23 protein-coding genes and 2 pseudogenes are annotated in these 23322 nt (G+C 42.2%); 7 read left to right on the top strand and 18 right to left on the bottom strand.

What is annotated here, in order from left to right:
* Nucleotides 1-6 precede the first annotated feature (6 nt).
* The 4 genes from purB to LRS05_RS09160 form a co-directional block, all read right to left on the bottom strand.
* Complete coding sequence (gene purB / locus LRS05_RS09145) at nucleotides 7-1359, bottom strand: adenylosuccinate lyase (RefSeq protein ID WP_257868045.1); 1353 nt, start codon at nucleotides 1357-1359, stop codon at nucleotides 7-9.
* A 110-nt stretch (nucleotides 1360-1469) separates the two neighbouring features.
* Nucleotides 1470-2156, bottom strand: a complete 687-nt coding sequence (locus tag LRS05_RS09150) for an NAD-dependent deacylase (RefSeq protein ID WP_257868046.1) — start codon at nucleotides 2154-2156, stop codon at nucleotides 1470-1472.
* On the bottom strand, nucleotides 2156-2950 hold the full coding sequence (locus tag LRS05_RS09155; protein WP_257868047.1) for an anti-sigma factor: 795 nt from the start codon (nucleotides 2948-2950) through the stop codon (nucleotides 2156-2158). Before LRS05_RS09155 ends, LRS05_RS09150 begins: the two co-directional genes overlap by 1 nt.
* On the bottom strand, nucleotides 2947-3480 hold the full coding sequence (locus LRS05_RS09160; RefSeq protein ID WP_257868048.1) for an RNA polymerase sigma factor: 534 nt from the start codon (nucleotides 3478-3480) through the stop codon (nucleotides 2947-2949). The genes LRS05_RS09155 and LRS05_RS09160 overlap by 4 nt, the downstream gene beginning before the upstream one ends.
* A gap of 52 nt (nucleotides 3481-3532) precedes the next feature.
* On the opposite strand from LRS05_RS09160, the pseudogene LRS05_RS09165 reads away from it, so the two are divergent.
* A pseudogene (locus tag LRS05_RS09165) lies at nucleotides 3533-4204 on the top strand (TrmH family RNA methyltransferase).
* 77 nt (nucleotides 4205-4281) lie between these two features.
* Here LRS05_RS09165 and LRS05_RS09170 read toward each other — a convergent pair.
* From LRS05_RS09170 to LRS05_RS09195, 6 genes are all read right to left on the bottom strand, one after another.
* Nucleotides 4282-5046 carry a carboxypeptidase-like regulatory domain-containing protein gene (locus tag LRS05_RS09170; RefSeq protein ID WP_257868049.1) on the bottom strand — a complete coding sequence of 255 codons (765 nt, stop codon included), beginning with the start codon at nucleotides 5044-5046 and terminating at the stop codon, nucleotides 4282-4284.
* Between the two features lie 91 nt (nucleotides 5047-5137).
* Nucleotides 5138-7006 (bottom strand): DEAD/DEAH box helicase, encoded by a 1869-nt coding sequence (locus LRS05_RS09175; RefSeq protein WP_257868050.1) that lies wholly within the window; start codon nucleotides 7004-7006, stop codon nucleotides 5138-5140.
* A 99-nt stretch (nucleotides 7007-7105) separates the two neighbouring features.
* Nucleotides 7106-7678, bottom strand: a complete 573-nt coding sequence (locus LRS05_RS09180) for a non-canonical purine NTP diphosphatase (protein WP_257868051.1) — start codon at nucleotides 7676-7678, stop codon at nucleotides 7106-7108.
* Nucleotides 7679-7680: 2 nt separating this feature from the next.
* On the bottom strand, nucleotides 7681-8181 hold the full coding sequence (locus LRS05_RS09185; RefSeq protein WP_257868052.1) for a DUF4870 domain-containing protein: 501 nt from the start codon (nucleotides 8179-8181) through the stop codon (nucleotides 7681-7683).
* On the bottom strand, nucleotides 8178-8576 hold the full coding sequence (locus LRS05_RS09190) for a DUF2752 domain-containing protein (protein ID WP_257868053.1): 399 nt from the start codon (nucleotides 8574-8576) through the stop codon (nucleotides 8178-8180). The genes LRS05_RS09185 and LRS05_RS09190 overlap by 4 nt, the downstream gene beginning before the upstream one ends.
* A 5-nt stretch (nucleotides 8577-8581) precedes the next feature.
* Entirely contained in the window at nucleotides 8582-8917 is a 336-nt protein-coding gene (locus LRS05_RS09195; RefSeq protein WP_257868054.1) for a TM2 domain-containing protein, read from the bottom strand.
* Nucleotides 8918-9107: 190 nt separating this feature from the next.
* On the opposite strand from LRS05_RS09195, the gene LRS05_RS09200 reads away from it, so the two are divergent.
* Nucleotides 9108-10373 carry an aminotransferase class I/II-fold pyridoxal phosphate-dependent enzyme gene (locus tag LRS05_RS09200; protein ID WP_257868055.1) on the top strand — a complete coding sequence of 422 codons (1266 nt, stop codon included), beginning with the start codon at nucleotides 9108-9110 and terminating at the stop codon, nucleotides 10371-10373.
* 51 nt (nucleotides 10374-10424) lie between these two features.
* Here the strand turns inward: LRS05_RS09200 and LRS05_RS09205 are convergent.
* Together LRS05_RS09205 and LRS05_RS09210 are read right to left on the bottom strand one after the other, a co-directional pair.
* A pseudogene (locus tag LRS05_RS09205) lies at nucleotides 10425-11542 on the bottom strand (GTP cyclohydrolase).
* A 1-nt stretch (nucleotide 11543) separates the two neighbouring features.
* Nucleotides 11544-12572 (bottom strand): transporter, encoded by a 1029-nt coding sequence (locus tag LRS05_RS09210; protein ID WP_257868056.1) that lies wholly within the window; start codon nucleotides 12570-12572, stop codon nucleotides 11544-11546.
* A 122-nt stretch (nucleotides 12573-12694) separates the two neighbouring features.
* Here LRS05_RS09210 and LRS05_RS09215 point away from each other — a divergent pair, with 122 nt between their 5' ends.
* From LRS05_RS09215 to LRS05_RS09225, 3 genes are all read left to right on the top strand, one after another.
* Nucleotides 12695-12955, top strand: coding sequence for a DUF4834 family protein (locus tag LRS05_RS09215; RefSeq protein ID WP_257868057.1), 261 nt, complete (start codon nucleotides 12695-12697; stop codon nucleotides 12953-12955).
* Nucleotides 12956-13050: 95 nt separating this feature from the next.
* Entirely contained in the window at nucleotides 13051-15561 is a 2511-nt protein-coding gene (locus LRS05_RS09220) for a YfhO family protein (RefSeq protein ID WP_257868058.1), read from the top strand.
* 4 nt (nucleotides 15562-15565) lie between these two features.
* Complete coding sequence (locus LRS05_RS09225; protein WP_257868059.1) at nucleotides 15566-16885, top strand: glycosyltransferase family 4 protein; 1320 nt, start codon at nucleotides 15566-15568, stop codon at nucleotides 16883-16885.
* A 4-nt stretch (nucleotides 16886-16889) separates the two neighbouring features.
* On the opposite strand, the gene LRS05_RS09230 is transcribed toward LRS05_RS09225, so the two are convergent.
* The 6 genes from LRS05_RS09230 to aroB form a co-directional block, all read right to left on the bottom strand.
* Nucleotides 16890-17363, bottom strand: coding sequence for a hypothetical protein (locus LRS05_RS09230; protein ID WP_257868060.1), 474 nt, complete (start codon nucleotides 17361-17363; stop codon nucleotides 16890-16892).
* Between the two features lie 74 nt (nucleotides 17364-17437).
* Nucleotides 17438-17881, bottom strand: a complete 444-nt coding sequence (locus LRS05_RS09235) for a DNA primase (RefSeq protein ID WP_257868061.1) — start codon at nucleotides 17879-17881, stop codon at nucleotides 17438-17440.
* Between the two features lie 14 nt (nucleotides 17882-17895).
* Complete coding sequence (locus LRS05_RS09240) at nucleotides 17896-18867, bottom strand: deoxyhypusine synthase family protein (RefSeq protein WP_257868062.1); 972 nt, start codon at nucleotides 18865-18867, stop codon at nucleotides 17896-17898.
* A gap of 32 nt (nucleotides 18868-18899) precedes the next feature.
* Nucleotides 18900-20300 carry an arginine decarboxylase gene (locus tag LRS05_RS09245; RefSeq protein ID WP_257868063.1) on the bottom strand — a complete coding sequence of 467 codons (1401 nt, stop codon included), beginning with the start codon at nucleotides 20298-20300 and terminating at the stop codon, nucleotides 18900-18902.
* Between the two features lie 56 nt (nucleotides 20301-20356).
* Nucleotides 20357-20533, bottom strand: coding sequence for a hypothetical protein (locus LRS05_RS09250; RefSeq protein ID WP_257868064.1), 177 nt, complete (start codon nucleotides 20531-20533; stop codon nucleotides 20357-20359).
* Between the two features lie 57 nt (nucleotides 20534-20590).
* Entirely contained in the window at nucleotides 20591-21589 is a 999-nt protein-coding gene (gene aroB, locus LRS05_RS09255; protein ID WP_257868065.1) for a 3-dehydroquinate synthase, read from the bottom strand.
* A 155-nt stretch (nucleotides 21590-21744) separates the two neighbouring features.
* On the opposite strand from aroB, the gene LRS05_RS09260 reads away from it, so the two are divergent.
* Together LRS05_RS09260 and LRS05_RS09265 are read left to right on the top strand one after the other, a co-directional pair.
* Nucleotides 21745-22914, top strand: a complete 1170-nt coding sequence (locus LRS05_RS09260) for a proline dehydrogenase family protein (RefSeq protein ID WP_257868066.1) — start codon at nucleotides 21745-21747, stop codon at nucleotides 22912-22914.
* Nucleotides 22915-22919: 5 nt separating this feature from the next.
* Nucleotides 22920-23303: a DUF4258 domain-containing protein gene (locus LRS05_RS09265; protein WP_257868067.1), complete on the top strand. Its 384-nt coding sequence runs from the start codon at nucleotides 22920-22922 to the stop codon at nucleotides 23301-23303.
* Nucleotides 23304-23322: the final 19 nt, after the last annotated feature.

The raw sequence follows: 23322 nt of genomic DNA on the forward strand, positions 1-23322 counted from the left end.
TTTGGTTTATGGTGAAATACCCAGGTAATTTGATGGGGTAATCTTCAGCAATTCCTTTTTGATTTCATCGCTAACATTTAATGTACCGATGAAGGTATGTATTGCATCCCTGTCAATCGCTTTATTTGTACGTGTAAGCTCTTTTAAAGCTTCGTATGGGTTTGGGTATGCCTCGCGGCGTAAAATTGTTTGTATGGCCTCTGCTACAACCGCCCAGTTTTTTTCGAGGTCTTCAGCAAACTTTTCTTCGTTCAGCAAAAGCTTGTTAAGGCCTTTCAAAGTAGCTTCAAAAGCTATAAGCGTGTGTCCCATTGGCACGCCTATGTTGCGAAGTACGGTGCTGTCGGTAAGGTCGCGCTGCAACCTTGATATAGGCAGTTTTGCAGACAAATGTTCAAAAATCGCATTAGCAATACCAAGGTTACCTTCGCTATTTTCAAAGTCGATTGGATTCACTTTGTGCGGCATTGCCGATGAGCCAATTTCGCCTGCTTTTATTTTTTGCTTGAAGTAATCCATTGAAACATACGTCCAGATATCCCTGTCAAGGTCTATCAGGATTGTATTGATACGCTTTAGTCCATCAAAGAAAGCCGCAAAGTGGTCATAATGTTCAATTTGTGTAGTAGGGAAGGAGTGCTTGAGACCCAACGTGCCTTCCACAAAATCATTGCCGAATTTTCGCCAATCCTGTTGAGGATAAGCAATAGCATGCGCATTGAAGTTACCGGTAGCGCCGCCAAACTTTGCTGCAAACGGAATATTAAAAAGCAGGCGAAGCTGTTCTTCAAGCCTTTCTACAAACACACCAATTTCTTTGCCGAGGCGGGTAGGAGAGGCAGGCTGCCCGTGGGTACGAGCCAGCATTGGGATGTCCTTCCATTCAACGCTTAATTCTTTAAGTTTTGAGATAACAGCGATTAGCGATGGCATGTACACATCTTCAAACGCCTCTTTGGTTGAAAGAGGAATAGCAGTATTATTGATGTCCTGCGATGTCAGTCCGAAATGAATGAATTCTTTGTGTTGTGAAAGTCCCAGGGTCTCAAAAGCGTCTTTAATGAAGTATTCTACAGCCTTGACATCGTGATTGGTAACTTTTTCAGTTTCTTTTATTTTAAGGGCATCCTCAGAAGTGAAATTCTTATAAAGATTTCGCAATGAGTCAAAAGTAGATTTGTCAACGCCTGATAATTGTGGCAGCGGCAATTCGCAAAGCGCGATGAAATACTCCACTTCCACAAGTACGCGGTAGCGGATGAGCGCTTCTTCAGAAAAAAAGCGCGATAAAGAAATAGTTTTGTTTCTATACCTCCCGTCAATAGGTGATATAGCATTAAGTTCAGATAAGTTTTGCATTGTGTTGTTGTACTGTAGGTCTATTCGCAAATATAGGGTTTTACGGTATAAATAAAAAGGCGCAAACTTAAAAAGCCGCGCCCTTCATTATTTTATAAGAAATGTATGTTTTACAGATTTGTTCTCAATTTTTCAGCCACTATCGGCATACCCTCACTTGCTTTCATTGCCAAAACCTCAAAGGGGTTGCGCAGGTTGTGCAGCTTTGCAGGGTTGGGGTCAATGTAGTATACCGGAACATCATCGGCGGCATAGTCTACAAGCCCGGCGGCAGGGTATACCTGCATTGAAGTCCCTACAACAATAAGGTAGTCCGCTTTGGCAACAATATCCATAGCATCTTCAATGGCCGGCACAGGCTCACCAAACCACACGATGTCAGGCCGCAGTTGCGAACCGTCAGTATGCAGATCACCAATGTGCAGGTCTTTTTTCCATTCAATAGACTCGTAACCATGAACGCTGCGGACTTTCAGTAATTCGCCATGCAGGTGCAGCACATCGGTACTGCCGGCGCGCTCGTGCAGGTCGTCAACATTCTGGGTGATTACGTTTACATGAAAATCTTTTTCCAACTGCGCAATGGCAATGTGGGCTGCATTAGGTTGTACTTCAAACAGCTGGCGGCGGCGCAGGTTGTAAAATTCCATTACCAGTTCCGGATTTTTGGCAAAACCCTCAGGAGATGCCACTTCCATTACGTCATGGCCTTCCCACAGCCCGCCTGCATCACGGAAGGTTTTTATCCCGCTTTCAGCACTAACGCCGGCTCCTGTGAGTACTGCAATTCTTTTCATTATACTTTGCCCAGGGTATATAGCTGCTCCATGGTTGGTGTAGGGCTTCCGCCGGCAGGTTCAAGGGTAATACCAAAGGCTTGTGCACCTTCAAAAGTTTGTACGGTATGAATTCCGTTATTAGCCTTTGTGTCGTCTGCTATACCTATGCTTGTTGGGGTAAGCGGGTCAAGCTTTAGCGCCCAAATCTGGTATACATGGCCTTGTGGTGGTTCAGGTAATCCGGAGAGATCTACCGACGTCTGGTTAGTCAGCGTATTGACATAAACGCGTGCATAAGAGTCAGGCGCTGCCTGCTGCCCTTCAAGGTAAATGGCATTGGTGTTCTTATGTTTTACAAATTCCAGTACATCTTCCGTATTTTTTTGTTTCGCAGATGTCGCTGCCAAAAGTTCTTCAAATTGTGAACGTTCTTTAACAACCTTATCCCTTTCAGCAATTACTTCATTATACTTATAATATTGGAAACCAAGTCCAACCATCAGGATAACTGCTGCTGCCCAGCCTATAATTGCGGAAACATTAGCCCTGCGGCGCGGCATGGCTACAACACCTTCTTCGTGGCTGTATTTCTCAATCAGCTGTTGGCGTATCCTTTCAAAATTTTCAGATGAAAGGTGAGGGGCAATGCTGTAAGACAGATTTATCACTGCTTTTTCAATGGCTATTATCTCTGCCTGCACATCGGGATGTTCCGCCGCCATTTGCTGCACTTCGGCTGCTTCGCTTTCCGAAAGTGAACCGAAAACGTAAAGTTCTAAAATACCCGATTCTATATATTCCCTGTTACTCATTGTACCTGTAATATTGCACGCAAATCATTTATACACGTGCGATTTTGTGTTTTTACCGTGCCTAGCGGAATTTCAAGCTCTTCACTGGCTTCCTGTTGGGTATAGCCTTTAAAAAAGAGCAGGTCTATCAGCTTTATGCATTTGGGCTTGAGTTTTTTTACAAATTCCCTTATACCTATTGCGTCTATCCTGTTGATTGCCGTAGCGTTATTGTCGAGGATATGTACGAAGTTATCTGCGCTGAGGTTTTTAAGGCTGTTGTTGTGGCTTTTAGACCGTAGCCTGTCAATGCTGGAATTACGTGCAATATTAAGTATCCAGGTAAAGAAACGGCCTTTGGTTTCGTTATAGCTGTCTATATTTTTCCAGATTTTTACGAATACTTCCTGCAGCACATCTTCTGCTTCTTCTTTGTCTTTTATAAGATTGAAGATAACACCGTAAAGGCTTTTCGAGTACATGTCATAAAGCAGGGTAAAGGCTTTGCTGTCTTTTTTGTAGATTTGTTGAAGTAAGATTTCCTGTGTCATACCTTGTTTTTGGTTCGACTAATTTAGGAAAAGATTTGTTAAACGCTTCATAATGACTAAAAATACTGCTGACGAAAATTACCTGCAATACCTTGAAACTTTCATTACTGAAAACCGGAGGGATAAATTTGCCGAAATACTTAAACAGCGCACAAAGCATTTTACCATAGCAGTTGAAGATATTTTCCAGCTGCACAACACCAGCGCAGTAATGCGTACCTGCGAGGTTTTCGGTATACAGGAGCTTAATGTTATTGAAGAAAAATACGGCAAGACAATAGACAAGGAAATTGCTATGGGCGCCCAGAAATGGGTCGACATCAACCTCTACAACAATACCCAAAGCTGTATTGATGCACTGAAATCTAATGGGTATAATATTATCGCTACTTCACCACATGATGACTCCTGCCTGCTGGATGACTTTGATATTTCGGAACCTGCGGCGCTTTTCTTCGGCACAGAAAGACTCGGCCTAAGTGAAGAAGTATTGTCTCAGGCAGATGGTTTCATCAAGATACCCATGCACGGTTTTACCGAGAGCCTGAACATATCATCTTCAGCCGCAATTATCATTCAGAGTATAATGTCGCGTTTACGGAAATCAGATGTACAATGGTAATTATCAGAAGAAGAAATATTGGAAAAGCGTATTGACTGGGCCAGGAAATCGATTAAAGATATTGATTTTGTAACGGAACGTTATTTAGGCACAAGCCATTAGCCTAAAATAGTTTTCAGTCGCAGTCACAGTTTTCAGATTGATTCGTAACGCGAAACTCGCAACCTAAAACCTAAGACCTATTTGTTCAGCACCTTATACTCCTCATAGCATCCGCTTATGGCATCCATGATCTGGAGGTCGTTTGCGGTTTTTATGAAATCTTGTGAGTAGTTGCAGCGCTCCAGTATTTCGGGGATTTCGTCTTTGCTTACGCCGAGAAGGGCAGCAAGCGTTTCACGGTCAAACTTGGTTGCCAGGGCGTTGCGCACGGTATCATCTTTTTTCATTTCGCGAAGGCGGCGCATTTCAGATGATTTTTTACCGAAAACGTTGTGCAGGAAATCCGCGGGGTTAAAGATAGCGCTTACCACACGCCTGAAAGCTCCCGGGGAGCGATCTCCGCCCTCATACCCGGCGGGAAGGCCAGATATGCTGTACCTGTAGTTATCTTTTACAGGGGCCAGTTTTGCATCTATGGCAAGATAGCCCGTGAGGTTATATTTGTTTACCACCACCTCTTCAAGCGTGTAGGCCCTTTGCGTGAGCGGTATTTTAGTGTTGCCTTTGAGTTTTACCCAGTCGCTGGTAACACGCACTTTTACAGACGTATAGCCGATGATTGAAACGTGCAGAGTGTCGTTCACTTTTGCCAGGATTTCAAAATCACCCTGTGTATTGGTAACCGTACCCTTAACTGTGTTAATGTTGATGACATTAACGCCTGAGATAGGCAGTAACGTGGCATCATCAATGATCTTTGCTGAAATCTCGGTACGGCCGCCCTCCTGCGAGAATACCGGCAGTGAGAGAAGTATAAAAAATAAAACTACAAAATATCTCATTTGCATATATAGTACGGTAAAGGTACTAAACAAACGTGATATTTTGCAGTTAGTATACATTTATAAGAAATATTTAAGCCTGATTTTCAGGTTAGCTCCTGCGCGGCCTCTTTTCGCGAGAGCTGCTGCGTGATGCATTGCCACCCCCAAAACCGTCACTGCGCCTCGGGGCACGGCTTCCTCCGTCACGCGAGCCACCGTCTCTTGAACCGCTGCGCCCGAATGATTCACCACTGCCTCTGCGCTCAGAACGTGCATTCCTGTCGCTGCTTCGGTCTCCTCCGCCACGTGGTGAGAATCCTCCGCCGCGCCCGTTATGGTCACGGCGCCCGCTGTTTTTGTCGTAGCCGTCGTTCTTAGAAATTTCAACGTTTATCCTTCGGCCCTGCAGCGTAAAGCTGTTCAGTATATCCATAACCGTTTCAGCGTGTTCAGGCGCAGTGTTGAAGAACGAGAAGCCTTCCTTCACATCAACCTTAAACACATCGTCACGGCCCAGGCCAAGCGTATCGCGAAGGAAATCCTTAAGTGACATCCAGTCATAATTATCGCGTGAGCCTATATTGATGAAGTAACGTGTTGCGCCATTGTCACCCGGCCTTGGCGAGCTGCTGTCGCGCCTGTCATTACCGGCAGACTGTGCAGAAAGGTCACGGTTCTTTTTATAGTAGTTGATGAAACGGTTAAACTCAACCGACACCATCTTCTTGATAAGCTCTTCTTTGGTAAGGTCTTTCATCACCTCTTCAATAGCAGGAAGGTATGAGTCTATCTCATGGTCAACTTCTACATCCTTGATCCTGTTGGCAAGGTGGAACAGCTGAATCTCGCAAATCTCTATACCCGAAGGAATGGTTTTCTCTTCAAATTTCTGTTTGATAATGCGTTCAATAGCAGATATTTTGCGTAGTTCACTTTTAGTGATGATTACAATAGATGTACCCAGCTTACCGGCACGGCCTGTACGCCCGCTGCGGTGGTTGTAGGTCTCAATCTCGTCAGGGAGCTGGTAGTTGATTACGTGCGTTACGTTATCAACATCAATGCCCCTTGCAGCTACATCGGTAGCCACAAGCATTTGTATCTGGCGGTTACGGAATGATTTCATTACACCATCACGCTGCGCCTGAGAAAGGTCGCCGTGCAGTGCAGCAGCGTTGTACCCGTCTTCAATAAGCTTCTCTGCAACAGCCTGCGTGTCACGCTTTGTACGGCAGAAAACCACCGAGAAAATATCAGGGTTGGCATCAGCAAGGCGCTTAAGCGCTTCATAGCGGTCACGTGCGTTTACAAGGTAAAATTCGTGTGATACTGTAGATGAACCAGAGTTCTTTGTTCCTACAGTGATTTCAAGCGGCTTACGCATGAATTCTTTAGCTATGCGCGCAACTTCCTGCGGCATTGTAGCTGAGAAAAGCCATGTGCTCTTCTCATCCGGCGATGTTGAAAGTATCGAAACGATATCGTCATAAAAGCCCATGTTCAGCATTTCATCAGCTTCGTCAAGAATACAGAAGTCGATTTTAGAAATGTCAACAAGGCCACGGTTTATCATGTCCTGCATCCTTCCCGGCGTAGCCACGATAATCTGTGCGCCGCGCTTTACTTCGCGGGCCTGTTCTGTAATGCTTGCACCACCGTAAACAGCCACAGTGTGTAGGCCTTTTACGTATTTTGAGTATAGCTTTATCTCGTTGGTTATCTGTAAGCAAAGCTCACGAGTAGGCGATAAGATAAGCGCCTGAGTGTTCCTGTTTTCAGGATTGATTTTTTGTATCAGCGGGAAACCAAATGCAGCCGTTTTTCCTGTCCCTGTCTGGGCTAACGCTACAATGTCAGTGTCTTTCTCCAATAAGGTCGGAATCGCTTTTTCCTGTACTTCAGACGGATTTTCGAATCCAAGGTCGCCAATTGCCTTCAGTAACGATTCGTTTAATCCTAATTGTTCAAATTTATTCATATATATTTTTAAAATAGGTGCAAAGGTACTGTTTATTAGCGATATAAACTAATAAGAGCATGCCAATTAAAAATATATTTAAATTTGAAAATCAATAAGTTAGCTTTTCAGGAAAGCTATAAGCTGCGCCACAGCCCGCCCACGATGGCTTATCAGGGCTTTTTCGTCAAGAGAAAGTTGCGCAAAAGTCCGGCTTTCTCCTACAGGGATAAATATGGGGTCATACCCAAATCCGCCGGTTCCGTGGCATTCTGTAGTTATGCTTCCTTCAACGATTCCGGTAAATAAAAGCTGCTTACCATCAAGGTTAAGTGCAATTACAGTTTTAAAATTAGCCTGCCTGTTACTGTTACCTTCAAGTTCCTGTAAAAGTTTTGCCATATTATCCTCTGCACTTTTTTGTTCTCCTGCATATCTCGCAGAATATACTCCCGGCGCTCCGTTCAGGGCATCTACTTCAAGGCCTGTATCGTCAGCAAAGCAATTATAGCCGTATTTTTCGGCTACATAATTAGCTTTAAGGATAGCATTGCCTTCAATAGTATCAGCAGTTTCAGGAATATCTTCATAACACCCGATGTCTTCAAGGCTTAGCAGCTCAATTTTCGGCGGGAGCTGGTGCCTAATCTCAAGTATCTTGTTTTTATTGTTAGAGGCAAAGACGAGTTTCATGGTTAGGTGCGGTATGGGTCTCTATTTTCTTTAGAGCAAATGCTGTCGGTTATATTCGCAAGGATGAACCAGCGCACATTTTTTCCTTTGCGAACATTTATCGCTGCATACATAGTTACGAAAAATTCAATTACGTTGAGCAATAATACAAATGCGATGAACCCCCAATAAGCTGATGACGCGTCAAGAATATTATCCATAAAAAAGGATTCCTGGTGTTCCATTTCTTCAAACGGGAAACCGTTGAACAAGACACGGATTGTCCACGCAAAAGCAAATGAATTGAACGGAATAAGCACTGTCTGCCCCAAAGCAGATTGTATAGCATGCCATCTTACAAAATACGAACCTTTACGGCTGCCAAGGTAAAATATTACTGCTGCAATAAAATTAACGATGGGCAGGAAAGTACCAGCCATTACAGAAACGACTGACATAAGGTAGCTGTTTGATGCCTGCTCGTATTCCTGCGGATAAATATAGATATCCTGATCTTGTGTCATAAGCCTTTATAAATGTTCCAGGCCCAGTTTGCGGCAACAAGTACAATTAAACTTGCTGCAAGCCACCGGGTGCGGATTGTTTTTTCAAAAATAAGGAAAGCCTGGTAAAGCGAATCTTTTTTTAACGCTATGTCAGCCAATAGCCACAATGGTCCTGCAATAAGTATTGCAACGATGATAAACCCCAGCGGATTTGTTTGGAGCGCTTCAAAAAAATTACCGTCATAAATCGAAATCACAGACCGTGTGCTTCCGCAAGAAGGGCAGGCTATACCTGTTGCATGTTTAAATAAGCAGGGCGTGGGCGTATCATGGATATCATGAGTAAGCGCCAGCAACCCATATCCGGCAGTAATACCGCCGGCCAGTAGAAGGTATAGCCTGTTTCTTGTCATTATTATTACAGGAACTGCTGTAGTTTCTCCATGTTTTTTTGGCGTGTGGCGTCCATGATCAGGAACCAGTCTACCAAAGCCCATACGCCAAGTCCGCCGCAGGTTAGTAGTTTTCCAACACCAAGGCCTGTATCGCCAATCAGGAAACGGTCTATTCCCAATGAACCGGCAAGTATTGACACAATAAGTATGGTTGTAGGGTCTTTAAGGTCAACGCTCTGAATCATTCCCCATTTTGAGTCATCTGCCATCTGCAGCCTTTCACGGATATAGTTCAGGTGTTGCGGCTGAAAATATTTTGCATTGGTCATCAGGTACATGTCTACTCTTTGTGATTCCATTTTATGTTTTTGGTTAGGTTATTAATTATGTAAATCTAAAAAAATATTTTAAACGTTAAAATAATCTTAATTATTAAGCACAAACTTTCTTCTAAATTTGAGTTGAGAAAGCATAATTTTTTTATGACATAAGTTTTTTAATAATTACTTTTGGTGCGGTATTTTAACACGCCGGTAATATTTTAGAAATATGATAAAAGATCTATTCGAAAGGATTCAAAAAAATAAAGGCCCACTTGGTAAATGGGCTTCACAGGCAGAGGGTTACTATGTGTTCCCGAAGCTTGAAGGGCCGCTAGCCAACAGGATGCAGTTTCATGGCAAAGAAGTAATTAACTGGAGTATTAACGATTACCTTGGTCTTGCCAATCACCCGGAAATACGCAAGGTTGATGCTGAAGCTGCTGCTGAATATGGTTCGGCCTACCCAATGGGCGCCCGAATGATGAGTGGGCATACCACTTTCCATGAGCAATTAGAGCAAGAGCTTGCAGCATTTGTTGGCAAGGAGTCAGCCTATTTGCTGAACTTCGGATACCAGGGTATGGTTTCTACGATTGATGCATTGGTGTCGAAAAATGATGTGATCGTGTATGATGTTGATTCTCATGCTTGTATCATTGATGGTGTTCGCCTGCACATGGGCAAGCGATTTACTTATAAGCACAACGATGTGGAAAGCCTTGAGAAAAATCTTGAGCGTGCTACCAACATGGCTGAGACCACCGGCGGCGGAATTCTTGTAATTACAGAAGGTGTTTTCGGGATGCGCGGACAGCAGGGCAAGTTGAAAGAGATTGTTGCCCTGAAAGAAAAATATAACTTCAGGCTGCTTGTTGATGATGCTCATGGCTTTGGTACGCTGGGTAAAACAGGCGCCGGTGCAGGAGAGGAGCAGGGCTGCCAGGATGGTATTGATGTATACTTCTCAACCTTTGCAAAATCAATGGCGAGTATTGGCGCGTTTGTAGCAGCTGATAAAGATGTTATCGACTTTTTGAAGTATAATCTTCGTTCACAAATGTTTGCGAAGTCTTTGCCAATGCTTTTGGTAAAAGGTGCACTTAAACGCCTTGATATGCTTCGCACTATGCCTGAGCTTAAAGATAAGCTTTGGGAAAATGTGAACGCACTGCAGAACGGACTTAAGGAGCGTGGCTTTAATATTGGCGACACAAACACTTGTGTAACACCTGTTTATCTTGAAGGGAGTATTCCTGAAGCTATGGTAATGGTGAACGACCTTCGTGAAAATTACAGTATATTCCTTTCAATTGTAGTATATCCTGTTATCCCGAAAGGTATTATATTGCTTAGGATGATACCAACTGCAATGCATACGATGGAAGATATCAACGAGACGCTTAAGGCTTATGAGGCTATACGCGAAAAGCTTGAAAACGGTACTTATAAAAAGATTGCCGCTGAAACAACAGTTGATGTATCAGCTGAATAAAGATTGCAAATTATAATAAAAAAGCCCGTTCATTTCGAACGGGCTTTTTTATTATAATTTTTTACTAAATGTCTTTCTTCGTTTATTAATCCGGGGGTTGAAATTCTTCCACAGGTTGTGCATGGCGTAGTTATCAGCCAGTTCAGGTGTGCGAATACAGTTCCTGATTTTATTTTTATTGAATACTTTGTAGAATTCGTCAAAGATTATTGCAGTTACACCTTTGCTTTGATATTCAGGGTCTATGCCAATAAGATAGAACACTACATCCTTGCTATATTTCTTAGCTCTTAATAAGTGTATGAACCCAAACGGGAAAAGCCTGCCATTTGCTTTTATCAAAGCCTCGCTAAATGAAGGCATTACAATAGTAAAAGCTATCATGTTGTCATCTTTATCCATGACAAACTTGATGTAATCCGGATTAATAAGCCCGATATACTTTTTTTGAAGTAATCCCGCTGCACCTGGCTTATGGGTACAAATGAAGCAAGCTTTTCATAAGATTTGTTGAAAAGGTCAAACATCTTATCAACATAAGGCATGATATCTTTCGGTGAAGTGAAATTTACCGGCACAAGCCCATAACGTTGTTTTATGAGGCCGGCAGCCTTAATGAATGGTGCAGGATCAACATTATTAAAAGAAAAGATGCTCTCAATATATTCTTTTTCTGTTGTATAGCCCAGCTTTTCAAAATGTTGAGCATAGTAAGGATGGTTATACCAGGTAATCATATTGCCCATCTCTTCAAAGCCCTCGGTAAGGGCTCCTACTTTATCAAGATTGCTGAAACCCATTGGGCCTTCAATCATCTCGAGGCTGTGTTCCTTACCGAATGTGATTACTTTGTCAAGCAATGCTTTAGTTACTTCAACATCATCTATAACATCAAACCAGCCAAAGCGCACTTTCTTCCTTCCTTGCAGGTTTACTTCCTGCCAGTTGATTATTGCTGCAATACGCCCAACGGCTTTTCCGTCTTTATATGCTATGTAAAATTTAGCTTCGGCATGCTGAAATGCCGGGTTCTTATCTTTATCAAATCCTTCAAGTTCATCATTTATTAAAGGTGGTACCCAATACGGATTGCCTTTATATAATTCAAACTGAACTTTGATGAATTCTTTCAGTTGTTTTTTATTTACAGCCTCTCTTATCTCAATCATATTAATTTCCATCTGCCGGCGCTTCTTCCGTTGGTGCGGCTTCTTCCTGTGCTTTGCGACGATTTTTTCTGCGTTCAGCACGTTCTTTCTTTTTTAGCTTTTTCTCTTCACTTTCTTTTTTCTGCTGCTCCCTGTATTCCTTTTCACGGTTTCCTTCAGTCGGCATCCACATCTCATTGTAGTGGTCTGCAAATCGCCATGAAAAGCCTACCGCAGCATACATTATTGAAGGCGTATCTTTGTAGTTCATATTGAATGAAGCGTCAATCTGCATTTCGCTGGTAAGCAGGTGAGCTGCCCCGATACGGCCGATGCCATCACTATACCAGTCGCTCATGAAGCCTTGAAATTCTACAAACCCCGACCATCTTTCATTAAATCCGCGCGTTAGCGTTGAAACGATTCCTGCACTGGGATAATCAGTCCCGAATTTATCATAGATGAAGTTGTTTATCCATACCCACCTTCCAAAATAATTCTGCGTAATTGCCATTACTTTTGGGCTCATGCGGTCATTCCTGAAAGTATAAGTTTTATCGCCTAAAGGTATGTTGGTGCCTGCGTAAATAGCTACAGCCGGTAAAAGCCTTTTCCATTTAAAAGCATGCCTTTTTTTCCAGCTTATAACTTCTTTATCATCAATATCGGGATACTTGTCAGGGTCATAAATAAGATACTTAGCACCAAAGGTTAGCTGCTTAAAGTCGTTACGGTTTTGCGTTCCCAGCGCATCATAATAATTATCAAACTGGTATTGAACATCGGCAATAAATTCAAGATTTTCCATAAACGCGCCGTAGCGTAGTACAACATCCAGGCCCAGCCCTTTCAGGTCATAGTCAAGCACCTCATGTTTTTCTTTCAGGCCATATACTCCTGTTTCAACCTGGAATATTCTTTTGCCAACCGCAAATGCAGACTGTGATTCGCCTGGGCGGTTACTGTTTATCTCGTCTGTATATTGTGCAAAAGTGGCAGAACTGGCAAGCATTATTATGCCAAAGCAGGTTTTCTTAATGCGGTTTGTCATTTTGGCTCGTTTATTGGGGTTGTTTGTTTAGTTTCCCAAAAGTAGATAATTTATTATTATTTTATGACGGTGTAAACTAAAAACAGCCAGATATTGACTAATTTTGAGAAAATTTTATGACGATGGAAACAGCATCATTTAATGGAGTAGTAAGGGTTATCATAATAATGGTGCTGGGGTACTATGCGCTCAAATTCCTGTTACGCATTTTCGCCCCGATAATTGTACAAAAGGTTGTGCAAAAAGCAGGTGAGACAATGTATGAGCGCCAGCAGGAGTTTTATAATGCTGCAAATCAGCAGGCGCAGCAACAGCAGCAACCTGAAAAACCACGTGAAAAAAAGAAAATCGGCGAATATATAGATTTTGAAGAAATAGAGTAAAGCAAGCCCCCGCACAAGGGGCTTTTTTATTGCTGCCAGATACAGGCTTTGCAATAAATTAAGTATCTTCACGGCGTTTTTACCAAAGTAGCTTTATGAAGAATCTTAACAGGTTTTACCCGCATTTACTGGCGTTGCTTGGCTTTGTGCTTGTAGCCGTAATTTATTTTTACCCTGTGCTGCAGGGCAAAGAAATATACCAGAGTGATATTGCCCAATATACGGGTATGGCTAAAGAACAGAATGATTTCCGCAAGCAGACAGGTGAAGAGCCATACTGGACAAACAGCGCTTTTGGCGGTATGCCAACGTACCAGCTTGGCGCAAAGTATCCGCACAATTATATTAAGCAGCTTGACTCAGTTTTAAGATTCCTGCCACGCCCGGCAGATTATCTTTTCCTGTATTTCATTGGGTTTTATATACTTCTTAGGGTGCTCAGGGTCGACCCGTTAAAAGCTTTTCTGGGTTCACTTGCATTTGGTTTTTCTACCTATTTAGTTATAATCCTGGGGGTTGGGCATAATGCCAAAGCACACGCCATTGCTTACATGCCTATGGTTGTGGCAGGTGTGTTGCTCGTTTTCCAACGCAGGTACATTGCAGGCGGGCTGCTCACCATGCTTGCTGCAGCGTTAGAGATTAATGCGAACCATTTCCAGATGACGTATTACCTACTGATATTGCTATTGGTGCTGGGTGTCTACTTTACCATAAAGATGGTAAAAAATAAAGAATCTAAGCAGCTGGGCATAACAGCAGGTATTTTTGCCGGTGCTGCCATTCTCGCAATCGGAGCGAATGCCACAAGCCTGATGGCGACATCTGAATATGCCAAGATTAGCAACAGAGGGAAGAGCGAACTAAAATTCAATCCTGACGGTTCGGCCAATACTACCGATGCCTCTATGGAATATGACTATATCACTGAATACAGCTATGGTATTGCAGAAAGCCTTAACCTTATAGCCCCGCGACTATTTGGCGGCGGAAACCGTGAAAATGCAGGTGAAGGCAGCCATATGTATGATTTTATATTAGAACAAGGTGCAACGCCTGCTGAAGCTAAAGAATTTGCGGCAAACGTACCTACCTATTGGGGAGACCAGCCTATAGTTGAAGCTCCCGCTTATATTGGAGCCATTGTTTTCTTTCTTGCTGTGCTGGCATTATTTATTGATAAGCGTAAGTTTAAGTATGCGTTTTTGGCTGGTGCTATAATTTCACTTATGCTTTCATGGGGTAAAAATTTCGAACCACTTACCCGATTTTTCATTGACTATGTCCCTATGTATGATAAGTTCAGGGCTGTATCGTCAATACAGGTAATTCTTGAACTGTGCATGCCGGTACTGGCTATTATGGGGCTTCAAAGTTTCTACAAAGCTGCAAAGGAAGAACAGTGGAAGCCGCTTTGGCAGTCTTCAGCCGTTGCTTTGGGTATTATCGTGATTTTATTTGTCATGAAAGGTTCATTCAGTTTTGCCGGCCTTCGCGATGAGGATTATCGACAAGGATATGGCGAAATGGGTACTGCTTTTGTTGATGCGCTTAAAGAGCAGAGAATGCAGATGTATACTGCAGACCTACTGCGTTCAGGTGTATTGATTTTACTTACGGCAGGGCTTCTTTGGGCTTACATGAAAGATAAGCTGAAAGCTACTGCATCGGTTATAATTGTCGGGATATTAATGGTTGGCGACCTTTTCTTTGTTGACAAAAAATATGTAAACGCTGAAGATTTTGTAAGTGCAAGACAAGTAAACATACCATTTGAAGCAGATGAGGCCGACAATATGATTAAAGAAGACACTACGCATTTCAGGGTTTATGAAGCAATGGGCAGATTGCAGGGCAGGACGTCGTATTTCCACAATTCAGTTGGAGGATATAGCGCTGTACGCCCGCGCAGGATGGACCAGCTATTCACACACATGGTTGAGCCTAAGATGAGCGACATATTCCGTAATATTAATCAGCAATCTCTTTCCCTAACAAAGCCGAACCCGATACTTGACATGCTAAATGTGAAGTATGTATTGCTTCAGGCTAATGAAGGGCAGAATGTTCCGGTAACCAACCCTTTCGCAAATGGCCCTGCGTGGTTTGTGGGTAATATCAAGCTTGTAAAGACTGCTGATGAAGAAATTAAAGCGGTTGCAAGTATTAACACCAAACAAACCGCAGTAATTAATGCAGAAGATTTTGGCTCACATTTTAAAGATGGACAAAAAATGTTTGTAGTTGACAGCACAGCTACTATAAAACTTGATGAAGTAAAGCCCAACTACTTGAAGTACAATTCTAACAATACAAATGCCGGCCTCGCTGTGTTCTCAGAAATGTATTATGCCAGCGGATGGAATGCTTTTATAGATGGAAAGCCGGCTTCTCACTTTCAGGCAGATTATGTATTGAGGGCGATGAATGTTCCTGCCGGAAAACACACTATTGAATTTAAATTTGAACCCCAGGTTGTAAAAACAGGCAGCAGTATAGCTTTGGTTAGTTCAATTTTGATGTTATTGCTTATTGGAAGGGGAATATACGTTGAGACAAGAAAAGCCCACCAACCCCCAAAGGGGAAGAATCCTGCTAAAAATTAGTTTTATGGAAGGAGGGCAAATTCCCCCTTCGGGGGTTAGGGGGCTGAAAGTCCTCATCATAACCTACTACTGGCCGCCTGCGGGTGGGCCCGGTGTGCAGCGCTGGCTCAAGTTTGTGAAGTATCTGCCTGGTTATGGTATAACACCTATTGTATTTGTTCCGCAAAACCCCACATACCCTTTGATTGATGAAGGTCTAGCAAAAGATGTAAGCCCTAACCTTGAGATACACCAGCAGCCTATACTGGAACCTTATTCATGGGCAGCGACGTTCTCAAAAAGCAGTACACAAAAAATAAGTTCGGGTATCATTCCCGACAAAAAGAAACAATCAGCTCTCCAAAAACTAATGCTGTGGGTGAGGGGAAACCTGTTCATACCTGATGCCAGGGTGCTTTGGGTGAAGCCGTCGGTCAGGTTTTTGTCTTACTATATCCCGAAAAATAATATTGACGCCATCATCACAACAGGGCCGCCACACAGCCTTCACCTCATTGGTATGGAATTGCAGCAGAGGCTGGGGGTGAAGTGGGTAGCTGATTTTCGTGACCCATGGACAACAATAGGGTATCACAAAGAATTGAAATTATCCACATCAGCTGAAAAAAAGCATAAAGAACTTGAAACGAAGGTGTTGAATAGTGCCGATGTGATTATTGTCACCAGCCCAACGACTAAAGCAGAGTTTGAAACTATAACAAGCAAACCTATAGAAGTAATTACTAATGGCTACGATGTAGAGAATATTGGCAGGCAACAACTAGACGAGCATTTTACGCTTGCACATATAGGTTCATTTTTATCTGAGCGCAATCCTAAGATTTTGTGGGAGGCACTGGCTGAACTTGTTACTGAAAATGAACACTTCAGGCAGAAATTCAGGATGAAGCTTGCCGGCGCAGTAAGCCAGGAAATATTAGCATCAATTAAAAATGCAGGGCTTGAAAATCACATTGACCTGCTTGGCTACCTTTCTCATGAACAGGCTTTAATTGAGCAACGTAAGTCGCAGGTACTGCTTATGGTTGAGATTGATTCGCCTGATACACGTTGTATTATCCCTGGGAAACTATTTGAATATATGGCTGCTGAAAGGCCAATTTTAGCCATAGGCCCAGAAGGTGCCGACTTTGCAGGAATAGTAACGGCAACTAATACCGGAAAGTTTATTACTTATCAGGAAAAAGAAAAACTAAAAAACACCATACTGGCCTATTTTGAACAGTATCTTGCAAATGACCTTAAAGTCCACGCCATTGGCCTGCAGCAATACTCCCGTAAATCCCTTACCGGAAAACTGGCAGAGTTTTTAAGGAAATTATAATCAATTAGTTCCTGCAATCCACTTTCGGAATTACGTGCTCATAACGCTTTTCACTTTTCTTATAGCGCCATATACCGTCTTTGCCTTCCTCTGTCGGGCCAAAGTCAACAACAACATTATTACCATTCACCTTAAAATGAAGTTCCTCAACATAGGTCATACCTTCTCCGTTGTATGTGCCTAAAGCATTTCCTTCGTTACCTTTTAGAACCCCTTTAAAAGTGCTTATTCGTTTGTCTTTCTCAGCAGGTAGCACATTAAAGATACCATGTATGCTGTCGCCTTTGCGTTTCATCTCAAAAACAATACTGTCTTTGCCGGTAACCGATAAAAAGCATTGCTTATCTGCTACTGCAGTCTCCGGAATTTCAGTTTTTACAATAGTGTCGGTTTCGGTAATAGTTGTTTCCTCTGTTTTTGTTTTTTGGCAGGAAATTATTGCCAAAGCAAGTATTGCTGTTATAGTTATCGGCCTCATAATTAGCTTTATTTTTAATGCAAAGATAAATGCGATGTATAAAAAAAGAACCCTGTTAAGAGTTCTTTAGTATATTATTCTTCGTCGTCTTCGTCTTCATCCTCATCATCAAAGCTTGCGGATGCTGACCTTCTTCGCGGCATCCCATCTTCATCAAGGTCCTCGTCATCATCATCTTCATCTCCGTCCGCATCACCTGCATCAACGCTGTCAGAGTCATCCGCATCATCATCATCATCTTTCATTTCAAGGTCTTTTAGCGCATCAAGCTCATCACCTCCGGTAGTCTCATCAACATCATCATCATCAAAGTTTTCAATCCTGTCAGCCAGCTTGGTACTTACTTTTACAAGGTATATGGTATCTTCAGTGCGCACTTCAACAGCCTCAATAGTTTCGTTTTTGGCATTTTTAAAGCGCACAATATGAGAATCATCATAACCTTCAGGGAATTTTTCCACTAAAAGCGTCAGGATTTCGTTGGTTAATTTTGCGTAGTCAACTATAACTCTTTTCATCGCATTCATTGTATCTAATAATCTAATAGGTAGGCAAATATGAGCGGCGCAACAATTGTAGCGTCAGATTCTATTATAAATTTAGGTGTATTGATATCAAGTTTACCCCATGTGATTTTCTCATTAGGCACAGCGCCTGAATAAGAACCGTAACTGGTTGTAGAGTCTGATATCTGGCAGAAGTAGCTCCAGAACGGCACATCGTGCATCTCCATATCCTGGTAAAGCATTGGCACCACACAAATAGGGAAATCACCGGCTATACCGCCGCCAATCTGGAAGAAACCGATACCGCTGTCGCAGTTATCCCTGTACCAGTCGGCAAGCCACGCCATGTACTCAATACCTGATTTCATGGTTGAAGCTTTAAGTTCACCTTTAATTACATAAGATGCAAAAATATTACCCATAGTGCTGTCTTCCCAACCCGGCACAACTATTGGCAGGTTCTTTTCAGCAGCGGCATACATCCAGCTGTCTTTAAGATCGATCTCATAATATTCTTCAAGCACTCCCGAAAGCAGCATCTTGTACATAAACTCATGCGGGAAGTAGCGCTCGCCTGCATCATCAGCATCTTTCCAAATTTTATAGATATGCTTTTGCAGGCGGCGAAAAGCTTCATGCTCAGGTATACACGTGTCTGTAACGCGGTTTAGGCCACGCTCAAGCAAATCCCATTCCTGTTGTGGTGTAAGGTCACGGTAGTTTGGCACGCGCTCATAATGAGAGTGCGCCACAAGGTTCATTATATCCTCTTCAAGGTTTGCGCCGGTGCACGAAATTATCTGCACCTTATCCTGGCGTATCATTTCAGCGAAAATCTTACCCAGCTCAGCTGTACTCATGGCACCGGCAAGCGTCACCATCATTTTGGCGCCATCTTCAAGCTGCTTTTCATAAGCTTTTGCAGCATCAACAAGCGCAGCCGAATTGAAATGCAGGTAATACTTTTCAATAAACTGACTGATTGGTCCTTTACTCATTTTTTAGTTTGTTTGTGTGTATAAAAATATATTTATTTTTTGTCGTAACCCAGAATTTTAAGAACTTCTTCAGCTTTTTGCATTTCCGAGAAAACCTCTGTTGCCAATATTCCGTTTTCATCACGGTCAATCAATATATGCTTGGGCTGCGGTATAAGGCAGTGGTGAAGCCCGCCGTAACCGCCAATGGTTTCCTGGTACGCGCCTGTATTAAAGAAGCCTATATACAGCGGTTTTTCTTTGTTGTACTTTGGCAGGTATATTGCGTTCATATTCTGCTCTGAGTTGTAGTAGTCATCACTGTCACAAGTCAGTCCGCCCAGAAGTACCCGCTCGTAGGAATCATTCCACCGGTTAATAGCCAGCATGATAAAGCGCTTATTGATAGCCCATGTATCGGGCAGGGTTGTAATGAAAGACGAGTCAATCATGTTCCACTTTTCCCTGTCATTCTGCTGTTTCTGGTAAAGCACCTGGTAGATAGCCCCGCCGCTTTCGCCAACTGTAAACGACCCGAATTCAGTAAAGATGTTTGGCACATCAACTTCGGCTTCATCACAGGCAATTTTTATCTGGTTGATGATCTCATCGATCATGTATTGATAATCATACTCAAACGCAAGCGAGTTTTTGATAGGGAAACCACCGCCAATATTAAGGCTGTCAAGCGTAGGGCATTCTTTTTTAAGGCTCACATATACTTTAAGACACTTCAAAAGCTCATTCCAGTAGTATGACGTATCGCGGATACCAGTATTGATGAAGAAGTGAAGCATTTTCAGCTCCACATTCTTGTTCTCCTGAATCTGTTTCCTGTAAAAAGGCACTATGTTTTTATAACCTATGCCAAGCCTTGAAGTATAAAATTCAAACTTAGGCTCTTCTTCGGCAGCAATACGGATACCGATTTTAAACTTACCGTTTATCTGTTCCTGTAGCAGGTCAAGCTCTTCATAATTATCAATAATCGGCATTGTCCTGTTATACCCTTTGTTGATAAGGCGCGCAATGTTTTCAATATACTGTGCGCGCTTGAAACCGTTACATATTATGTAAGTGTTCTTGTTTATTTTGCCCGATTCCAAAAGCCTCTCAACAATGTCAATATCATAAGCTGCCGATGTCTCGATATGAATGTTGTTTTTGAATGCTTCATTCATAACATATTCAAAATGAGAGCTTTTTGTGCAATAGCAATAATAGTATTTGCCATCATACTTGTTTTTCTCCATCGCGTTCCTGAACCAGCTTTTGGCTTTACGGATGTTGTTGGAGATTTGGGGCAGGTATGTAAACTTAAGTGGCGTACCGTACTGTTCTACCAGCTTCATAAGGTCTATATTATGAAACTGAAGGTTATCTTTATTTAGCGTGAATTCTTCCTGAGGAAAATAAAAAGTCTGGTTTATTAAGTCGAAATATTTAGTATTCATTATAAGGTTTAGATAAAGTTTTAATAAATAAGAAAAATCCTAAATATCAGTCACTCTCAAACCCTAATGTTAGCATATACTATCTGCAGTTTTTCATGCGGTGCTGCATTGCCCGAAAATATATCTGAACCAACGAAAACGTTTGCACACAGGGCAATCAGCCGTCTCTGAGCCAAAGCCTTGTATTTGCTGATGTTTCCGCTTATAAAAGCCGTATCGGGATTTCTTTTCATCTGGGCAAATGTAAAAAAATATGTAACTTATATAAAAAGATTTATCTTAAAAAATTGTTACCCGCTGTAGTCTTCAAAAGCCCTGTAAATCAAAGCGTTTTCTGCCTGCTGTTTTATTTTGGCCGAACCTATGCTTTCCGGCAGCACAAAATTTATCCGTCCAAAAGCGTTTTTCTTATCGTGAACCAGCAGGGAAATGATGTTTTCTACATCAGATGGGCTGATTACAACCTTTGGAAAAATTGAAGAAACCACTTCTTTAATTTCGCGGTACTCTTCAATACCTAAAAGTCCTTTTTCATGCGCAATGCACGATTCAATTATTATGCCAACAGCCACAGCTTCACCATGTAAAAGCGTCTGTTTTTCAACGTTTCCTAAAAAGTAAGATTCTACTGCATGGCCAATAGTATGGCCGAAATTCAGCAGCATACGCTCATCCAGCTCTTTAGGGTCGGCAAGTACAATTTCGTTCTTAATTTCAACCGAACGATGTATAAAAGCTGCAAGGTCATCGGTCGTAAGGCCCGAAAGGTCTGTAAAATTATTCCAGTAACTTCTGTCAGCAATGATACCGTGTTTCAGCATTTCTGCCAGGCCAGATCGCATTTCTTCCTGTGCCAGCGTTTCAAGGAAACCTATATCAATAATGACAGCTTTGGGCGTGCTGAAAACCCCTATGTAATTTTTCAGGTTGTCAAGGTCGACTCCTGTTTTTCCGCCAACAGACGCATCAACCATAGCAAGGAGCGAAGTAGGTACATTAATATAATCAATCCCCCTCATAAAAGTAGAGGCTATAAAAGCGCCAAGGTCTGTAACCATCCCGCCGCCGAGGTTTATCATTATACTCTTACGGTCGGCTCCAAGTTCGGCGAGCGCACTCCAAACACCTGTGCAGGTTTCAATATTTTTATTGGCTTCTCCGGGCTCAATTTCTATAATCTCGATTCCTGTTTCTGTAGCCAGTTGTTGCAAAAACTGAGGCAGGCAATATTGTGCCGTATTAGTATCGGCTAGGATGAAGACTTTAGAGTAGGCGCCCGGTTGCAGCATTTCATGAAGATAGTTATACCCGTCTTCATTAAAAAAACACTGTATCCGGCTGATTGTAGGGGCTGCATCTGTATATTTAAATAATCAGCAAAATAAACCAATTTGTACCAGTATTTATTGTTCAGTCTTTATATTTGCACAAATTTTTTTATCAAATGGAGAAGATCTTCAACAACACCGCTGATGCTTTTGCGCTAAAGAGCGATACCGAGCTTGAAAGGGCATATTTTCTTTTCAAAATGATTGCCTCTCAGCCATTGGTAAGGATTGGTACGGCGGTTACGAATTTTGCGCTAAAGATGCACCTGCCTGTTGAAGGGCTTATCCGTGCCACGGTTTTTGACCATTTTTGCGGCGGGACTACTGAAGAAGACTGCCTGCCGGTTGTTGATAAGATGTATACTAAGGGCGTTTCATCCGTGCTTGACTATTCTGTTGAAGCAAAAGAGGAAGAGTCTGAATTTGACAAAGCCCTTGAAAAGACTTTAAAGACCATTGTGTTTGCTAAAGAGCGCGATGCTATACCTTTTGCAGTATTTAAGCCTACAGGTTTCGGAAGATTTGACCTTTGGGTGAAACTGGGTAAAGGCGAACCATTTACTGTTGAAGAAGCCAATGAATGGAAAAGGGTGGTAGAACGTTTTGAAACAGTTTGTAAAGAAGCCCACGCCAATGATGTAGCCTTGCTCATTGATGCTGAAGAAAGCTGGATGCAGGATGCTGCCGATGACCTGGTAGCCGAAATGATGCGGAAGTATAATAAAGAAAAGGCAATAGTTTTTAATACATTGCAGATGTATCGTTGGGACAGGCTGGATTACCTGAAGAAACTTCATAAACAGGCAAAAGAAGAAGGCTTTTTTATTGGAATGAAGGTTGTGCGGGGCGCTTATATGGAAAAGGAGAATAACAGGGCGGAAGAGATGGGTTACGTTTCGCCAATATGCATATCAAAAGAGGCTACAGATATAAACTATGATGACTGTATTGCTTATATGGTTGAAAATATTGATACTATGGCAATTTTTGCCGGCACACATAATGAAGAAAGCTCATATAAACTAATGCAGCTGATGCAACAAAAAGGTATAGCAAAAAATGATGAACGTGTTTGGTTTGGGCAGCTTTACGGCATGAGTGATAACATCAGCTTTAACCTTGCAGCTAATGGGTACAATGTAGCGAAATACCTGCCATTCGGCCCTGTGCGCGATGTGATGCCATACCTTATCCGCAGGGCTGAAGAAAATACATCTGTAGCTGGGCAGACAAGCCGTGAACTGAACCTGATTAGCGCTGAACGCAAACGCAGGAAATTAAATTAAGACATATGAAGTTTGTACATAGATTAGGATATTATCTCATAGGGCTGTTAGTAGGCATATTATTTTTGTTCTTTTTTTTCAAGAACAAACGCACAGAATTTTGCTATATGCCTAATTGCCGTGTGCTAAAAAACATTCGCAGTAAGCCTTTAACCTTTTCAAAAGAAGTAAAGGCTAAGTTTGATGCAAAAACTTATGTGCTTGATGATGTGAAACATTCAACCGAAAATGGTAATGTCGATTTCAGCAAAAGCAACAAAGTGTATGAAGGCGGAGGTAAAATTTATGTAATAGAAGGGCAAAGCGTTAAGGGTGAGGATATTGTTGTAGAAGTGGTCAACTTTGATGAAAAGGTATTATTGCTCGACATCAAAAAAGCCGAAAAATAATAAGTAAAACGCTTGCAAT

The sequence above is a fragment of the Flavobacterium sp. J372 genome, from assembly GCF_024699965.1.
GTDB lineage: Bacteria > Bacteroidota > Bacteroidia > Flavobacteriales > Flavobacteriaceae > Flavobacterium.

Bases quoted from the DNA above. Each gene is read 5' to 3' on its own strand.
- purB (WP_257868045.1), bottom strand. From the start codon at position 1,359: ATGCAAAACTTATCTGAACTTAATGCTATATCACCTATTGACGGGAGG.
- LRS05_RS09150 (WP_257868046.1), bottom strand. From the start codon at position 2,156: ATGAAAAGAATTGCAGTACTCACAGGAGCCGGCGTTAGTGCTGAAAGC.
- LRS05_RS09155 (WP_257868047.1), bottom strand. From the start codon at position 2,950: ATGAGTAACAGGGAATATATAGAATCGGGTATTTTAGAACTTTACGTT.
- LRS05_RS09160 (WP_257868048.1), bottom strand. From the start codon at position 3,480: ATGACACAGGAAATCTTACTTCAACAAATCTACAAAAAAGACAGCAAA.
- LRS05_RS09170 (WP_257868049.1), bottom strand. From the start codon at position 5,046: ATGAGATATTTTGTAGTTTTATTTTTTATACTTCTCTCACTGCCGGTA.
- LRS05_RS09175 (WP_257868050.1), bottom strand. From the start codon at position 7,006: ATGAATAAATTTGAACAATTAGGATTAAACGAATCGTTACTGAAGGCA.
- LRS05_RS09180 (WP_257868051.1), bottom strand. From the start codon at position 7,678: ATGAAACTCGTCTTTGCCTCTAACAATAAAAACAAGATACTTGAGATT.
- LRS05_RS09185 (WP_257868052.1), bottom strand. From the start codon at position 8,181: ATGACACAAGATCAGGATATCTATATTTATCCGCAGGAATACGAGCAG.
- LRS05_RS09190 (WP_257868053.1), bottom strand. From the start codon at position 8,576: ATGACAAGAAACAGGCTATACCTTCTACTGGCCGGCGGTATTACTGCC.
- LRS05_RS09195 (WP_257868054.1), bottom strand. From the start codon at position 8,917: ATGGAATCACAAAGAGTAGACATGTACCTGATGACCAATGCAAAATAT.
- LRS05_RS09200 (WP_257868055.1), top strand. From the start codon at position 9,108: ATGATAAAAGATCTATTCGAAAGGATTCAAAAAAATAAAGGCCCACTT.
- LRS05_RS09210 (WP_257868056.1), bottom strand. From the start codon at position 12,572: ATGACAAACCGCATTAAGAAAACCTGCTTTGGCATAATAATGCTTGCC.
- LRS05_RS09215 (WP_257868057.1), top strand. From the start codon at position 12,695: ATGGAAACAGCATCATTTAATGGAGTAGTAAGGGTTATCATAATAATG.
- LRS05_RS09220 (WP_257868058.1), top strand. From the start codon at position 13,051: ATGAAGAATCTTAACAGGTTTTACCCGCATTTACTGGCGTTGCTTGGC.
- LRS05_RS09225 (WP_257868059.1), top strand. From the start codon at position 15,566: ATGGAAGGAGGGCAAATTCCCCCTTCGGGGGTTAGGGGGCTGAAAGTC.
- LRS05_RS09230 (WP_257868060.1), bottom strand. From the start codon at position 17,363: ATGAGGCCGATAACTATAACAGCAATACTTGCTTTGGCAATAATTTCC.
- LRS05_RS09235 (WP_257868061.1), bottom strand. From the start codon at position 17,881: ATGAAAAGAGTTATAGTTGACTACGCAAAATTAACCAACGAAATCCTG.
- LRS05_RS09240 (WP_257868062.1), bottom strand. From the start codon at position 18,867: ATGAGTAAAGGACCAATCAGTCAGTTTATTGAAAAGTATTACCTGCAT.
- LRS05_RS09245 (WP_257868063.1), bottom strand. From the start codon at position 20,300: ATGAATACTAAATATTTCGACTTAATAAACCAGACTTTTTATTTTCCT.
- LRS05_RS09250 (WP_257868064.1), bottom strand. From the start codon at position 20,533: ATGAAAAGAAATCCCGATACGGCTTTTATAAGCGGAAACATCAGCAAA.
- aroB (WP_257868065.1), bottom strand. From the start codon at position 21,589: ATGCTGCAACCGGGCGCCTACTCTAAAGTCTTCATCCTAGCCGATACT.
- LRS05_RS09260 (WP_257868066.1), top strand. From the start codon at position 21,745: ATGGAGAAGATCTTCAACAACACCGCTGATGCTTTTGCGCTAAAGAGC.
- LRS05_RS09265 (WP_257868067.1), top strand. From the start codon at position 22,920: ATGAAGTTTGTACATAGATTAGGATATTATCTCATAGGGCTGTTAGTA.